The sequence below is a fragment of the Prosthecobacter fluviatilis genome (genome assembly GCF_055388355.1).
Genome location: NZ_AP043782.1, coordinates 322507 through 337680 on the forward strand (window position 1 = coordinate 322507; position 15174 = coordinate 337680).

Below are 15174 nucleotides of genomic sequence, written 5' to 3' on the forward strand. Positions count from 1 at the left end.
TCAGCGCCGCCGCCTCAACGATCGGCTCTCATGGTGTTTCAGACATGTCCCGCGTCCCACCCACCGCCACACGCGCATCAGACCACGCCTCACCACCCCAAATTTGAACTCCCGCCCGCTTCACCGCGTCCAATGCCGTTTCAGAGACGATCCTTCACGCGCAGGCCGGTTTTGTTGGCGGTCCGCGCGCGTTCGCGATATTCTCCCTCTCAAATTCCCCCCGTGATTTCCTCCCCGCCGCCGTCTGCCCCATCCCCCAGGCACCTGCGCCGCCGCTGCATCCTCGCAGCCCTCGGCCTCGCGCTTTCCGCAGCCCAGGCGCAGGAGCCCCCTGCAGGCTTCGTGCCCGGCACCGGCTCCCGCTCTGACGTCAAGCCCTTCTACTTCGCCATCCCCGCGCCTCGCGGGCAGATCCTTGACCGCAAAGGCCGCCCCCTCGCGCAAAACACCACCGTGCGCCGCCTCCAGTTCACCGTGCCCGCAGACCAGCGCAGCACCCTGGAGACCTACACCGCCTGGCTGCAGAAGGAGATCGACGCCACCAAGGCCGACCTCCCCATGGCCCGCATGCCCGACGCCGACACCCTGAAGCGCCACTACGAGAGCCGCCGCGAGCTCCCCGTCACCGTCAGCGACGCCTTCCCCCAGGACCTCGCCATCGATCCCCAGAAGCACCCGCGCGCCACCCTCCGCACCGAGTACCTCCGCCACTACCCGCACGGCGGCCTTGCCGCGCACATCCTCGGCTACATCTCCGCAGACGGCCCGCCCCCCGCAGGCCCCATCCTCCGCAATGAACCCCTCTGGCAGCGCACGAAGGGCGCCACCGGCCTCGAGGCCGCCTATAACAAGCAGCTCACCGGCACCGATGGCACACTCTGCCTCATGATGGCAGACGCTGGTAGCGTCGCCTACCAGCAGGTCTTCACCCCGCCCGCCGCCGGGCGCGACGTCGTCACCACCCTCAATCTCGAGACGCAGCGCCTCGCAGAGAGCGCCCTCGCCCAGTCAAAGCACCGCTGCGCCATGGTCATCGTGGACGCCTACACCGGAGACATCCGCGCCATGGCCAGCCTCCCGCACTACGACCCCGGCGCCTTCGCCGGCGGCATCTCCTCCACCGACTTCACAGCCCTCGCCCAGGACATCGACGGCCCCCTCTTTGACCGCGCCCTGCTCGGCACCTACCCCCCCGGCTCCATCTTCAAGCCCATCGTCGTCATGGCCGGGCTCCGCGCCGGCACCGTCGGCGCCCAGCAGGAGTTTGAGTGCGGCCCCTCCCTCATGATCGACGGCCGCGAGTTCGACAACTGGTCCAAGGACGACCACGGCTGGTTCAATGCCCGCGCCGCCCTCATCCGCTCCTGCAACACCTACTTCTACCAGTCCGCCATGGTCACCCGGGACCGCCCCATCCTCTACATGGCGCACGAGTTTGGCCTCGGCAGCGCCCCCGTGTTCCCGCTCAAGACCGCCCCCGGAAACCTCCCCCAGACCGCCCCGTCCAATCACGACCTCGCCAATCTCTCCATCGGCCAGGGCGTCACTGAGACCTCCCCCCTCCAGATGGCCATGGTCATGGCCACCCTAGCCAACGGCTCCTGCCGCCCCCGCCCGCGCCTCGTCTCCCACACCCAGTCCCAGAGCGGCCGCCTCGGAGACGTCAGCATGCCCTGCCGGGACGCCCTCATCCCCGTCAGCCAGATGGACCTCGAAACCGTGCGCAGCGGCATGTTTGGCGTCGTCAATCACGCCCGTGGCACCGGCAAGGCCGCCCGACTCAAAAAAGTCGCCGTCTTTGGCAAGACCGGCACCGCCCAGTGGGTGCTGCGCGGCGCCAAGGCCAACGTCGTCTGGTTCGCCGGCTTTGTGGACACCAATCCCCCCCTCGCCTTCACCGTCATGGTCGAGGGAGATGCAGGGCAGGGCGGCCTCTCCGGCGGCGGCACCGCAGCCCCCGTCATCGCCAAAGTCCTCCGCGACATCGAAGACCGCCCCGCCGCCCACGACGTCAAGTTCACCCCTGACACCGTCCCCGAGGAAAACGACCCCCTCACCCCCGAGCTCATCCAGCCCCCGCCCGGCTACTACGGCGGCCCCCCTCGCTACCGCGACGACGCCCCCGGCATCGGCGGCTTCTTCCAGCGCCTCTTCCGCTAAACAAAATCTTCTCCCCCCGCATGCTTCCCCTCCGCCGCCTTCTCCTCACCCTCAGCACCCTCGGCCGCCGCCTCCCGCGCTGGCTGCGCTGGGTCGGCGGCACCTGCCTCATCCTCGCGCTTCTCGGCCTCAGCGCCTTCGCCCTCGTCTGGCGTCATTACTCCGCCCTCGCCGCCACCTTCGACATGGCCGCGCTCAACCGCGGCCAGAATGAAACCCTCATCATCGGCGCCAAAGGCGAGCCCATCGGCAGCGCCAGCGACATCGAGCGCGAGCTCATCACCCTCACAGACGTCCCCATCACCCTCGTCCAGGCCGTCATCGCCACCGAGGACGCCCGCTTCTTCTCCCACCCTGGCTTCGACATCATCGGCCTCAGCCGCGCCGCCGTCGCCAACTTCACCGCCAAAGGCATCCGCCAGGGCGGCAGCACCATCACCCAGCAGCTCGCCCGCAATGCCTTCGGCCTCCAGGGCCGCAGCTACGAGCGCAAGATCACCGAAATCTTCCTCGCCATGCGCATCGAGCGCGAATGCACCAAGGAGCAGATCCTCACCCACTACCTGAACCGCATCTACCTCGGCACCGGCTGCAGCGGCGTCGGTGCCGCCGCCCGCTGCTACTTTGGCAAAGACGTCCGCGACCTCTCCCTCGTCGAGTCCGCCACGCTCGCTGGCATCATCAAAGCCCCCGTCGCCTTCTCCCCCATCACCCAGCCCGCCCTCGCCAAACAGAAGCGCGACCTCACCCTCCAGCGCATGGCCGAGACCCGCAGCATCACCCAGGCAGAGGCCACCGCCGCCCGCGCCCAGCCCCTCGTCGTCCGGCATGACAAAAACCGCGTCCGCACCGGCTACATGCTCGCCGCCGCCCGTGCCGAATTCCAGCGCCTCGGCCTCAAGCCCGGCACCCCGCCGGAGATGACCATGACCCTCCGCCTCGACTGGCAGCACAAGCTGGACGCCCTCGTCCGCAAACACCTCGAAACCCTCGCCCCCAAGGACAAAGCCCTCCAGGGAGCCGTCATCGTCCTCGACAACACCACCGGCGCCATCCTCGCCATGCAGGGCGGGCGCGACTTCACCACCAGCCCCTTCAACCGCGCCCTCGACGGCATCCGCCCCCCCGGCACCGCCTTCCTCCCCCTCGTTTACGCCGCCGCCCTCACCGCCCAGCCAGACCTCACCGACGCCTCCCAGATCGACGGCCCCCTCGACAACAAGCAGGCCATGATCGGCGGCTTGGTCGGCACCCTCGGCGAATGGGGCGCAGAGGGCGAGCCCGTCGCCTACACCGGCGGCACCATCACCCCCAGGCAGTCTCTGCTGGAGGGCCGCACCGCCGCCACCGTCCGCCTCGGCTACCAGGTCGGTCTCGATCCCCTCCGCGCCGCCCTCAACCGCTGCGCCTTCACCACCCCGCTGCGCACCGAGGCCGCCTTCACCCTCGGCCAGAGCCCCCTCCGCCTCATCGAAGTCGCCCACGCCTTCACCGCCATCGCCAACGACGGCCGCACCTGCTCCGCCCCCCACCTCCTCGTCGGTCCCACCGTCCGCAGCACCGAAGTCTTCGCCCCCTCCGCCGTCGCCCATGTGCGCGACACCCTCATCACCGGCATGGAGCGCCCCGAATACCGCAAGCCCCTCGTCGCCCACGGCCTCGCCAACAAAAGCATCGCCGGCTATGGCGGCATCACCTACGACCGCACCGACGCCTGGTTCATCGGCTCCGACCGCGAGCGCACCTGCCTCGTGTGGATCGGGCACGACAAAGACACCCCCATCAGCGCCACCACCACCGCCTCCACCGCCGCGCTTCCCCTGTGGGCCGCCGTCTTCGCCATGGTCACCGAGGGCAAGCCCAAAGGCTGGGACGGCAAAGCCCCCGCCTCCCAGCTCCTCGCCACACCACCGCGTGCCCTCTTTGTGGAGGGGGAAGCCCGCGTCATCCCCGTCACCCCGGTGTCCACCGTCGTCCTCGGCAAAGACCCCTACCAAAGCACCACCGCCCCCGGCGGCGCTCCGAAAGCCATCCCCGTCCCCCGCGAAGACGACGCCGTCCCCAAGGCCATTCCCGTGCCCCAGTAGTCTCCCATCCAGCGCCCCGCCAAGCCGCACCTCCCATATGGACTGCGGTCGCGAAGGGAGGCACGACCGCAGCTACCGCTTTGGCCGTGCTCGGTGGCTCCGCCTGCCAGCACATACCCGGGAGCGGCAGCCGGTGACGCTCTCGCCAGCCCCAGCTCCCACGCCCGCCGTGAACCCTCGAAAGCGGCAGCTCCGATGCAGGCTTGCGCCGTGCATCTGCGCGACCGCATTGATTCGCTACGCTCACCCTACGGGCAGCCTGCGGCTGTCTACCTCCGCTGCGCTTCGGTTCCAAAAGCGCCCCGCAAGCTCGCCTCCCATATGGACTGCGGTCGCGGAGCGAAGAATGAGCGCAGCTACCGCTTTGGCCGTGCTCGGTGGCTCCCGCCTACCAGCACATACCCTAGTGCGGCAGCCGGTGACACCCTCGCCAGCCCCATCACCCCACGCCCGATGTGAGCCCCTCGAAAGCGGCACCTCCACTCCATCCTCCCCCTGCAGCCCCACCCCTCACCGGGGCAGGGGGCCTCTCTCTCCTCTCTCCGGCCTACTTGCCCTTCTTCTCCTCCTCAGCGCCGTGTGCGCAGGTGCAGGCGTACTCCTTGTTCTTGCAGGTCGGGCAGGAGTCCAGGTTCAGGTGAAACTTCTCGTTCACCGGCTTCGCTCCCTCCTTGGCGCGGATCTGCACCACGGTCGGGTAGTCGTTGCCGGCGGGGATGGTTTTGTCGCTGATCAGCTTGTCGCCCTCCTTGGTGAAGCTCAGCTTCGTCGGCGCGGAGCGCTCGCCCAGCGTCACAGTCACGATCTGCTCTCCGGGCGGCACGACCTTGTTGTCATCATCGACAAAGCGGATCTCCACCTTGTTCTCCTTGTTCACAAAGAACTCCGCATGCGGCTCCACCTCGGTGATGAGGCGTCCGCCCGTGGGCCCGTCTTTGATTTTTCCGTGGTCATGCTTGTCTTCGGCGGCGTTGACCGTGCAGGCGAGGGCAAGCGCGAGAGCGGCAAGGATGGTGATCAGCTGGGTTTTCATGGGTGCGTTATGTTGGGTTGTGGTAGGTTGTGTTAGGTTGCTTGCAGGTGGTTGAGAATCATTTCTTGAGCGTGGCATTGGCGACTTCATCGGGGTAGAGGGCCTTGAGCTTCTTCAGCACGGTGCCGATGCCTTCCAGCGCCGGGGCGGCGGTGTCGAGCTTCCGGGCCGCGCTGGCCTCGCGGACGTCCGCGAGCTGTTTCACCAGCCTGTCCACCAGCGTCTGTGCGGCGGCCTGACTGTCTCCGGACTGCGCAGGGAGGGCTCTGGCGAGTTTGGGATAGGCCCGGGTGACTTCGTCCAGAGCCTCGTACTTCTTTTCGGCCACGCCCTCGGTCAGCTCGGACTGGTGCTGGTTGATCTCCGCCCAGATGCCTGCGGCGGTCGCGGGCACTTCGATGTTCTCACCGCTGTGGGCGTTGACGCTGTTGTCGAGGTACTTCGGCCTGCCGGATTCCGCAGGGGCGGGGTCGTAGTTCAGGCGGACGGTGATGGGCTTGGCCCCGGCGGTTTCCTTGATCTGGATCACCATCACATAGGGCGCGCCGTCCGGCATTTTGTCGGTGAGAAATTTCGCGCCCTGCTTTTCCAGCGCGAGCTTTTTCAGCGCGGTGCGCGGGCCTGCGGTGACGGTGAGAGTCTGCTCCCCGTTGGAGATGGGCCGGCGGTCCTTGTCCAAAAGGGCGATCTCGGCGCGGCCCTCCGGGTTGACGAGCACCTCCACATTCGGCGTGACCGGTGAGTCCACATAGAGGACGCGCCCGCCATCGGGGCCGAGCGTGACGGCTTCGTGCGCGGCGGCCATGCTGGCGATGAGGGCCAGGACGGTGATGAGCTGGTTTTTCATGGGCTGGTCTGGTAGGGTTGAAAAAATCAGAGTGCTGCGGGAGCGCGGCTGCGCAGGGCGGCTGCCGAGGCCCGGCGGCCAAAGAGGTAGAAGGCGGCCGGTGTGACCATGAGGTCGAGAAAGGTGCTGCTGACGAGGCCTCCCGCGATCACCACGGCCACCGGATGCAGGATTTCCTTTCCAGGCTCGTGGGCGGCCAGCAGCAGGGGAATGAGCGCGATGCCCGCGCTCAGCGCCGTCATCAGCACCGGCACCAGCCGCTCCAGCGTTCCCCGCACGATCATGCCCGGGCTGAAGCTCTCCCCCTCATGCGCCATCAGGTGCAGGTAGTGGCTGATCATCATGATGCCATTGCGCGCCGCCACGCCGCCCACCGCGATGAAGCCCACGATGGTGGCGATGCTGATGTTGTTGATCAGCAGCCACGTCAGCGCCAGCCCGCCCATGAGCGCGAGCGGAATGTTCACCATCACCTGCAGCGCCAGCGAGAGGCTGCGGAAGTAGCCGTAGAGCAGGATGGTGATGGCGAGCAGCACGAGCGCGAAGTAAAAGGCGATGCGCTTTGCCGCCGCCTGCTGCGCCTGGAACTCGCCCTCAAAGCGCAGGAAGTAGCCTTCCGGAAGCTTCACCTTCTCCCTCACGGCGGCCTCCCACTGCCCCACGAGAGACTCCAGGTCGCGCACGGAGGTGTTGGCGCCGATGACGATGCGGCGCTGGGTGTTTTCACGATTGATGACGTTGGGGCCCTTGCCCTCCCGGATGTCCGCCACCAGCTTCAGGGGGATGCGCATGCCGCTGTCATTTTCAATGAGCAGATCGCCGAGCTTCTCAGGGGAGTCCCGCCAGTCTTCGGGCAGGCGGAGCACCAGATCCACCGTGCGCTGGCCTTCGCGCAGTTCCGTCATGGTTTTGCCGCCGAGCAGCGTGGACACCTGCTCATTGAGCGCCCCGGGCTGCACGCCGTAGGCGATGGCGCGCTCCCGGTTCACCTCGATCTTGATCTGCGGAATGGGCACCTGCGCTTCGAGGATGACATCGGTCAGGCCGGGCACCGTTTTGGCCACGTCGCGCACCTGCGCACCTTTCTCCCGCAGCACGCCCAGGTCGGGGCCAAAGATTTTCACCGCGATCTTTGCGGACACGCCGCTGAGCATGTGGGAGAGGCGGTGGCCGATGGGCTGGCCCACATTCAGGAAGGTTCCGGGGATGGCCTTGAGCTGCTCGCGGATCACCGCAAAGACCTCCTCACGCGGCCTGCCGCCTTCCTTGAACTCCACGTCAAATTCATTCACGCTGACGGGCATCACATGGTCGTCACGCTCCGCGCGTCCGGCCCGGCGGCCCACGCTCTTCACCTCCGGGATGCCCTGCAGCAGCCGCACGCCCACTTCGCCGATCTCATTGGACTGCGCCAGCGAGGTCCCCGGCGCGCTGGCCAGAGAGATGGTGGCGCTGCCTTCGTTGAAGGCTGGTAGAAACTCTTTTCCCATGATGGGATACAGCATCAGCGCGGCGATCAGCAGCACGCCCGCCGCCGCGATGATCAGCAGGGGCGCGCCCAGCGCCGCCTTGAGAAAGGTGCGCTGCACGATCCACTTCATCCCCCGCACCAGAAAGCCGTCCCGGTGCGGCCGGCCGGAGGGCTTGGAACTCAGCAGCAGGGAGCACAGCACCGGAATGACCGTGAGGGAGACCACAAACGACGCCGCCATGCTGGTGATGGTGGCGATGGCGATGGGCGTGAAAAGGCGGCCCTCCAGCCCTTCCAGGCCGAGCAGGGGCAGGAAGACCAGGATGATCAGCACCGTGGCGTAGAGGATGGAGTTGCGCACCTCCCCCGAGGCCGTGGCGATCACGTCCAGAAACGGCTTCGGCGCCTGGGCGGAGGCGTTCTCCTTCAGGCGGCGGTACACGTTCTCCACATCCACGATGGCGTCGTCCACCACCATGCCGATGGCCACGGCCAGGCCCCCCAGCGTCATGGAATTGACGCTGATGCCGAAGACCTTGAAGGTGAGAATGGTCACGGCAAAGGACAGCGGCATGGCCATCAGCGTGATGGCGGTGGTGCGCAGGTTCAGCAAAAAGATGAAGAGGATCACGGCCACCATGATGGCGCCGTCGCGGATGGCCTCCCGGAGATTGCCGATGGCATGCTCGATGAAGTCCCCCTGGCGGAACATGATCTCCACGCTCACCCCCTCCGGCAGCGTGGGGCGGAACTCCTTGAGCGCGTCCTCGATCTTGCGCGAGAGCTTGAGCGTGTCAAAGCCGGGCGCTTTGTCGATGCTGAGGATCACGCCCATCGTGCCGTTCACGCTGGCGTCTCCGCGCATCGTCTGCACGGCATGGCGCACTTCCGCCACGTCGCTGATCAGCACGGGGCGGCTGCCCACGGTCTTGATCACGGTGCGGGAGAGATCTTCCAGTCGCGTGGTCATGCCGAGGTTGCGCACCATGATTTCACGCGGGCCGGCCTGGAGGTAGCCGCTGGTGGAGTTCCCGGCGGCACGGCTCACGGCGGCCTCGATCTCTGCGAAGGTGATGCCAAAGGCCGCGAGGCGGTAGGGATTGGGCTGCACGTGGATTTGCTTCACCCCGCCGCCGATGGTCAGCACCTCCGCGATGCCGCTGATGCTCTGCAGGCGGCGGCGCAGCGTCCAGTCTGCGAGCGTGCGCAGATCCATGGGCGGGATGTAGCCCGGTTCGCCGGGTTTTTTATCGCAGCGCATGCCCACGAGCAGGATCTCCCCCATGAGGGAGGAGACCGGCGTCATGCCCGGCGTTGCGTCCTTGGGCAGCGTGGCCAGCACATTCTGCATGCGCTCCTGCACAAGCTGGCGCGCGCGGTAGATGTCCGTGCCCCAGGCAAACTCCGCAAAGATGAGCGAGAGCCCCACGTCCGAATTCGAGCGCAGGCGGTCCAGTCCGCCCACTCCCTGCACCGCGCTTTCCAGCGGCTGGGTGACGAGTGTCTCCACCTCCTCCGGCGCGAGGCCGGGCGCCTCGGTGAGGATGGTGACGGTGGGCTTCGTCATGTCTGGCAGCACCTCCACCGGCAGCTGCAGCAGCGTCTGCCAGCCAAACACCAGCACAAACAGCGCTGCCATGAGCATCAGCGGCCGGTTGTGCAGAGAGAAACGGATGAGCTTGTTGAGCATGGGTCAGAGGGCGGCGGGATTCCGTTTCTGGAGAATGCTGAGAATGAGCAGCACCAGCAGCAGGGCGCTGGTGGCGGCAAAAAAGGTGGTGGCCTGTGTCCAGCCTTTCGCATGCGCGTGGTCGTCTCCGTCTTCATGGTCGTGCTGCTTCTGCAGGTCCTCCGCGCTCAGCTCGCTGCCGTCCTCCGCATGGGGGTGCCCATGGGCGGCGTCCATGGCCTCCTTCAGGCTGACGCTGCCCTTGCCCGCAAAGCCCAGGGCATAGGCTCCGCGCGTCACCACTTCATCTCCGGGAAGCAGCCCCTCCTTCACCTCCACAAACTGGTCGTTCTGCGCGCCGACAACGACGGGGCTTTTCAGGAAGGCGTTTTTCAGCTCGTAGTCTTTGATGTACACAAAGCGCTCCGCCACATCTCCCTGCACGGCGGTACGGGGGATGGACATCACGCCCTCGCGCTTGCTCACGACGATGTTGAACTCCGCCTTCATCCCGGGCCTCAGAAGCTTCTGCGGATTGGCCACGTGAAACGCCGCCTCGATCGTGCCGGTGGCTTCGTCCGCCTCCGCGGCGATGTGTTCCAGCCGCGCTTCAAACACCTTGTCTGGCAGCGAGGGCACGCGGATGTGCGCGGTCTGCCCCTTGGCCAGTTTCCCCGCAAAATGCTGCGGCACATGCGCATTGGCCTCGATGATGCTGAGGTCCACGATCTCCACCAGCGCATCATCCGGGGAAAGCGGCTGCCCTTGGGCGATCTGAACCTTGGACACCAGCCCGCTGATCGGGGCCTCCAGTTTCACCACGGGCGGCGGATCTCCGGGCTGGCGGCTTTCCACCCAGGCCACTTCGTCCCCCTGCCTCACCTCCTGGTGTGGAATGACCAGCACCGAGTACGCGCGGCCCGGGATGCGGCTGCTGACAATGGCTTTTTTACCCGGCAGCACTTCGATCGCGCCCAGGGCAAAGACGGTGTCCTCAAACGTGGTCTCTTCGGCTTCGGTGTATTCGAGCTGCAGATTCGCCACGGCAGCGGGGTCCAGGATGATGAGGTTGTCCGCACGGCCGGAGTCCGCCGCGCGAAGAAAAAGGGCTGGCAGCACCAGCAGGAGGGAAAGGAAAAAGCGCTTCATGGAAAGGGGGGGAATCAGTGGCTGTGGGTGCCGACGGCGGCCTCGTAGCGGATCCGCGCCAGGTGGAAATCCCGCAGCGCATCCAGCGTGGAGGATTCAAGCTGCAGCCGCTGGTCGCGCGAGCGCAGCACGGACTGCAGCTCCGCCTGCCCGGACTCGTAGGCCTTCTCCATCGCCTCCATCTGCTGCGCCGCCAGCGGCAGCAGGTCCTCTCGCGCCTCGCGCACGATCGAGGCGTTCGTCTCCATCTCCTTGCGCGCCGTGCCGGACTCACTGTTGATCTGCATCGCCAGCGCGTCACGCTCCAGGCGCGCGCGATCCGCAGTGGCGGTTTTCTCCGCGATGGCGCCCTGGTTGCGGTTCCAAAACGGCAGCGGCAGTGAAAAGCGGAAGCCCGCGTAGCCCGTGTACACGCGCCCCGTTCCTGGCACATCCTGCATTTCATTCGAGGCGAAGAGGCCCATCTTCACATCCTGCAGACGGTTGGCGCGCGCTAGGCTTTTGTCGGTCTCGGCGGCGATGATCTTCGTCTGCGCCAGCCGGTAGTCCGGCCGCACTGTCCACGTCGTCACCTTCGGCAGCACCATGGGCGGCAGGTCGCCGGAGATCGTCAGGCTGTCCTCCGCATTCAGCCCCAGCATGGGCTTGAGCTGCCCCAGCAGGCTCACGCTCTGCGCCTCCAGCAGGCGGCTCTCCACCCGCAGCCGCTGCGAGTCCAGCCGCACCTGCTTCGCATCCAGCGGCGAGACCTCGCCCGCCTTTGCGCGCCCGTCGGCAAAGTCCGCCAGCTTTTGCGCCAGCTCCGTCTGCTGCTGCCGCAGATCCTTCTGCCGCGTCAGCGTCAGCAGCCGCACCACCTGCTGCTGTGCCTCGGCGATGAGCTTGCGCTCCACATCCCGCACCTCCAGTTCAGCGGCCTGCACGAGCTGGGAGGTGAGCTGCTTCTCCAGGCTCAGACGCCGGGTCAGGGGAAAGGACTGGTCAAAGGAGAACACGCCCGTCCTCGGGCTCACATGGCTCTGGTTTTGAAAATCGTAATTGAAGGAAGGATTGCTCAGCCGTCCCGCGCCGAGCTGCCGGCCCTGCGCCTCCGCGATGGTCAGGCGCGCCGCTTTCAGCGCAGGATTGTGGGTGCGCACTCGTGGCGCGATCTCTCCCAGAGACAGGGTCAAAGCCGGGGCGCTGCTGGCAAAGGCGCCAAGCAGCAGGGTAAGAAGCAAAGTGGATTTCATGAAGGCAGAAAAGTTTGAGAGCACAGGCGTGGACCAGCCATGCCTGAAGGATGGGGGGAAGCATCAGCATCACAGCCCGTCGGCCATCCGTCTTGGGATGGCAGGCTGTGCCCGCTCTCACATTCTCAAAGCCACCGCATGCGTCAGCACCTGCGGCCACGGTCGCTGCACGGCCTGTCCCGTGTCTGGTCGCGCCTCGGCAGCCATGCTGTGCGCATCAGGCAGCAGCAGTGGCGAGCCCCATTCTTCCAGCACCACAGTGACAATCTTCAGCACCGGGGCGGAAAAGGCCAGCCCTGGCGACACACTCGCGCGCAGGCTTTCGCTCAGCGCCTCGTGCTCATGGCTGTCTCCCTCACGATGATCCTCGCCACCATGGCAGGGCTCCGCAGCCTCATGCTCGTGCTCATGGCAGGCTGCGGAGTGCGGGCCGTGGCAGTGTTCCTCCAGCGTCACCGTCTCCACACCGCCGCAGTCGCACACAAAGCCCCGGCCCATGCCAAACACCTGCGCCGAAACGAGGGCCGCAAGGACCATCGCAGATAGGAGGTGTGTGATCAGACGAGGCATGGCAGTCGTGCTAAGATGCAAAACGCGGCCGTTTGTTTCAAACTTTTTCAGGGAAAATTCGCACCGCCACCGCCTGCAGGTCCTTTTCCCTCCCGCGCTGGCGGGCGGGCGCTTGCCCAGGCACGCAGGGCAGGGGGGGACTTCCTGCCCCGGCCTCCCGCCCTTGTCCTGCACGCCATTCGCAGCACAAAATCCTGCTGGATTCAAATGAACCCGCCAGATAGACTGCGTCACAAATCTACGAACATTACGGGAGTCAAAATCATGCATTCACTCAAAAACACCTCCCAGGTGTCGTTCCTGCGCCACCGCACCCCCGTCCTCATCGGCTGCCTGCTCGCCCTCCTTCTCGGCCATGTCCGGGCAGACCCAGTGCCGCCGGAACCGGAAAATTTCCACCAAGGCGTCCTCCGCGCCTGGGTCTCCCGTGGCAGCGGCATGGGCAACGTGCCCCGCAGCGAGGGCGACCGCTTCGCCCTCGGTGACGTCCTCGTCGTCGAGGTCAAAAACTTCAACGGCTGGCTCATCGGCCAGGCGGACAACCTTCATTTTGTCGATGAAGACCTCGCCAAAAGCACCTCGGAAAAAGCACGCTCCATCATCCTCAACGGCTACCTCAAGCGCGCCGCAGACGCCAACCTCATCATCCGCGAGGCCTCCCTCGGCGTCCTGACAGACTCACGCGTCAATGAATACGTGGGGCAGGGGGCCCTCACCGCAGACGATGCCAGGGTGCTCGCAGACATCCGCGCCAAAAACGACCAGCTCCGCGCCGCAGACGCCCAGCTCGTCGGCCCCCCGGATCCACGGGATTTTGGCCGTCTCCCCCTCGCCCCCGGCAGGCACGAGATCCCCGCAGAAGCCGTCGTGGCAGACGTGCTCAAGCTCCCCAGCTTCAAAAACCTCCTCCCCCTGCTCGCCTCCTCCACCGCAGAGCAGCAGGTCTCCGTGCTTGAGCAGGAGGTGCCTCAGCTCATCAAGCGCATGCTGAGAAAAAAAGCCGCCGAGCTCCGCCTCCGCATCAATGACCTCGACCTCAAAAACGTCGCCCCCACCAATCCCGATGAAGAGGCCCAGACCAAGGTCGAGCGCAGGCCCGCCACCGACTATGACGACTACTTCTGGTATCGTTTCCCCATCGTCGAAAACGAAGAAAACACCGCCGTCTGGCAGCAGCTCAGAAAGCGCATCCTCATGAACGACAGCGTCCAGCTTACCCTGAACTGCCCCTTTGCAGACCGCTCCTTTCTCCTCCCCACCGCCATCAGGTACGTCGCCTCAGACACCCAGCCCCTTCCGGGCATGAGCATCCTCAGGCTCGTCGTCATCGACGGCACGCTCTTCTCCATCGCGCTCCTGCTCATGGTCGTCTGCCTCGCGCTCTTCTTTGTCAGCGCCAGCCGCACAGACCTCATCCGCGACACCTTGGGCGACCTCCGCGCAGACGGCATCCCGCCCTACAGCCTCGCCCGTTCGCAGATGGCCTTCTGGTTCATCCTCGTCATCGGCTCCTTCCTCTTTCTCTTCATCTCGCTGAACAAGGTGCCCGTGCTCAACAACACCTGCCTCTGGCTCATCGGCATCGGCGCAGGCACCGCCCTCGGCGCCGCAGTCATCACCGAAGACCGCAGCCGCAGCGGCGGCGGCCTCAATGCCCGCCCCTTCAAGCGCCTCCCCACCGAAGGCCGCGCCGCCTTCATCCGCAGGCTCGACTCCGAAGTCGCCACCCAGCAGACCGCACTCACCGTGGACAAGGACGAGCTCCTGCGCCAGATCAGCGACCTCCGGCAGACCATCGGCGAAAAGAAGCAGGCCCTCTCCGCAGCCCAGTCCACAGACCTGCCAGCGCTGAACCGCGCCATCCTCAGGCTCGAGGCCGACATCGCAGCCAGACAGGCGGAGCACGACACCGCCGCAGAGGCAAACCGCCCCGCCATCAGTCGCGACATCGCCGACATGCACCTGCGGCACACCACCCAGCTCAACAAGGACCTCCCTGAACTCGAAGAAAAGATCAGGACGCTCCAGGCGGAGATCGTCACACTCCAGGCACGCTCCGCGCAGTCGCAGAAAACCCTCCAGCTCGCCCAGAAGGCAGACTCCCCCGACTTCGTCGAAAACCTCACCAGGCTCAAGGAGCAGCAGGCCGACTGCGCACGCATGAGCGGCAGCCCCGTCATGCGCCTGCTCGACGACTGGATGACCGAGGAAGGCCGCTACAGCTTTCACCGTTACCAGATGCTCATCTGGACGCTCGTCCTCGGCGTCGTCTTTGTCGTCACCGTGGCCAAGAGCCGCTCACTGCCCGTGTTTGACGACACCCTCCTCGCCCTGCTCGGCATCTCCAACGGCACCTACCTCGGCTTCCGCCTCCCGGCCGCCGCCAAAAAAGAGTAGCACCCGCCTCACCCCCCTGTCTCCTCACTCAGAGCCAGAGCCGGCCGCAGGTGAGGCCGCCGCCGCGTTGCCGCGCCGTGCAAAGACCGCAGGCTTGAAAGTCGTCACCCACACAGGCGCACCCCAGGACGAAGGGTGGTGCGAGGTGTAGCGCACCGTCCGCTCCTTCAGCCGCGTCCCCGGCGCCGGGTGCGGCACCTCCATGTCATGGTAGAGGTACTCATACGACCCATGCGGCGAGGCCACCCGGTCATAGTAGCCCATCCCGCCCGGGCGGGCCATGCTGTAGGGGTAAAAGCCGCTCCGCTCATACGGCGCACCGTAGGGCCGCAGCTCGCTCACATACGCCGGCGTGCCAAAGGCCGGAGACGCCAGCTTGGAGTTCGTCGCCGTCGTCACCGCGGGCAGCGTGCGCTTGAAAAGATTGCCCGTGCAGGAAGTCGCCACACCGCACACCGCCGCCAGCACACACAGGGAAAGAAGAGAGGGAGTTTTCATAGAGGCATCAGGGAAAGTGAAAAATCTCAAACCAGCCACCGCAGCATAACCACCCGCAGCC

10 protein-coding genes are annotated in these 15174 nt (G+C 66.1%); 3 read left to right on the forward strand and 7 right to left on the reverse strand.

The features are described 5' to 3' along the window. Positions 1 to 222 precede the first annotated feature (222 nt). Both ACZ5WW_RS01195 and ACZ5WW_RS01200 read left to right on the forward strand, forming a co-directional pair. Positions 223 to 2160, forward strand: a complete 1938-nt coding sequence (locus ACZ5WW_RS01195; protein WP_377170229.1) for a peptidoglycan D,D-transpeptidase FtsI family protein — start codon at positions 223 to 225, stop codon at positions 2158 to 2160. Between the two features lie 20 nt (positions 2161 to 2180). Then, complete coding sequence (locus ACZ5WW_RS01200; protein WP_377170226.1) at positions 2181 to 4247, forward strand: transglycosylase domain-containing protein; 2067 nt, start codon at positions 2181 to 2183, stop codon at positions 4245 to 4247. Positions 4248 to 4794: 547 nt separating this feature from the next. Here the strand turns inward: ACZ5WW_RS01200 and ACZ5WW_RS01205 are convergent. The 6 genes from ACZ5WW_RS01205 to ACZ5WW_RS01230 form a co-directional block, all read right to left on the reverse strand. Next, on the reverse strand, positions 4795 to 5280 hold the full coding sequence (locus ACZ5WW_RS01205; protein ID WP_377170224.1) for a hypothetical protein: 486 nt from the start codon (positions 5278 to 5280) through the stop codon (positions 4795 to 4797). A 58-nt stretch (positions 5281 to 5338) separates the two neighbouring features. Beyond that, the gene (locus ACZ5WW_RS01210; protein WP_377170222.1) at positions 5339 to 6127 is read right to left on the reverse strand and encodes a hypothetical protein; all 789 of its coding nucleotides are present in this window, start codon (positions 6125 to 6127) and stop codon (positions 5339 to 5341) included. Positions 6128 to 6153: 26 nt separating this feature from the next. Further along, positions 6154 to 9288, reverse strand: coding sequence for an efflux RND transporter permease subunit (locus tag ACZ5WW_RS01215; protein WP_377170220.1), 3135 nt, complete (start codon positions 9286 to 9288; stop codon positions 6154 to 6156). Between the two features lie 3 nt (positions 9289 to 9291). Next, on the reverse strand, positions 9292 to 10416 hold the full coding sequence (locus ACZ5WW_RS01220) for an efflux RND transporter periplasmic adaptor subunit (protein ID WP_377170218.1): 1125 nt from the start codon (positions 10414 to 10416) through the stop codon (positions 9292 to 9294). A gap of 14 nt (positions 10417 to 10430) precedes the next feature. Beyond that, the gene (locus ACZ5WW_RS01225; RefSeq protein ID WP_377170216.1) at positions 10431 to 11648 is read right to left on the reverse strand and encodes a TolC family protein; all 1218 of its coding nucleotides are present in this window, start codon (positions 11646 to 11648) and stop codon (positions 10431 to 10433) included. A gap of 117 nt (positions 11649 to 11765) precedes the next feature. After that, complete coding sequence (locus tag ACZ5WW_RS01230) at positions 11766 to 12218, reverse strand: hypothetical protein (RefSeq protein WP_377170214.1); 453 nt, start codon at positions 12216 to 12218, stop codon at positions 11766 to 11768. Between the two features lie 264 nt (positions 12219 to 12482). Here ACZ5WW_RS01230 and ACZ5WW_RS01235 point away from each other — a divergent pair, with 264 nt between their 5' ends. Then, positions 12483 to 14615, forward strand: coding sequence for a hypothetical protein (locus ACZ5WW_RS01235; RefSeq protein ID WP_377170212.1), 2133 nt, complete (start codon positions 12483 to 12485; stop codon positions 14613 to 14615). Between the two features lie 24 nt (positions 14616 to 14639). Here ACZ5WW_RS01235 and ACZ5WW_RS01240 read toward each other — a convergent pair whose 3' ends face one another. Then, positions 14640 to 15113, reverse strand: coding sequence for a hypothetical protein (locus ACZ5WW_RS01240; protein WP_377170210.1), 474 nt, complete (start codon positions 15111 to 15113; stop codon positions 14640 to 14642). Positions 15114 to 15174 lie beyond the last annotated feature (61 nt).

Excerpts from the sequence above, each read along its gene's own strand:
- ACZ5WW_RS01200 (WP_377170226.1), top strand. The coding sequence starts at position 2,181 with ATGCTTCCCCTCCGCCGCCTTCTCCTCACCCTCAGCACCCTCGGCCGC.
- ACZ5WW_RS01205 (WP_377170224.1), bottom strand. The coding sequence starts at position 5,280 with ATGAAAACCCAGCTGATCACCATCCTTGCCGCTCTCGCGCTTGCCCTC.
- ACZ5WW_RS01210 (WP_377170222.1), bottom strand. The coding sequence starts at position 6,127 with ATGAAAAACCAGCTCATCACCGTCCTGGCCCTCATCGCCAGCATGGCC.
- ACZ5WW_RS01215 (WP_377170220.1), bottom strand. The coding sequence starts at position 9,288 with ATGCTCAACAAGCTCATCCGTTTCTCTCTGCACAACCGGCCGCTGATG.
- ACZ5WW_RS01220 (WP_377170218.1), bottom strand. The coding sequence starts at position 10,416 with ATGAAGCGCTTTTTCCTTTCCCTCCTGCTGGTGCTGCCAGCCCTTTTT.
- ACZ5WW_RS01225 (WP_377170216.1), bottom strand. The coding sequence starts at position 11,648 with ATGAAATCCACTTTGCTTCTTACCCTGCTGCTTGGCGCCTTTGCCAGC.
- ACZ5WW_RS01230 (WP_377170214.1), bottom strand. The coding sequence starts at position 12,218 with ATGCCTCGTCTGATCACACACCTCCTATCTGCGATGGTCCTTGCGGCC.
- ACZ5WW_RS01235 (WP_377170212.1), top strand. The coding sequence starts at position 12,483 with ATGCATTCACTCAAAAACACCTCCCAGGTGTCGTTCCTGCGCCACCGC.
- ACZ5WW_RS01240 (WP_377170210.1), bottom strand. The coding sequence starts at position 15,113 with ATGAAAACTCCCTCTCTTCTTTCCCTGTGTGTGCTGGCGGCGGTGTGC.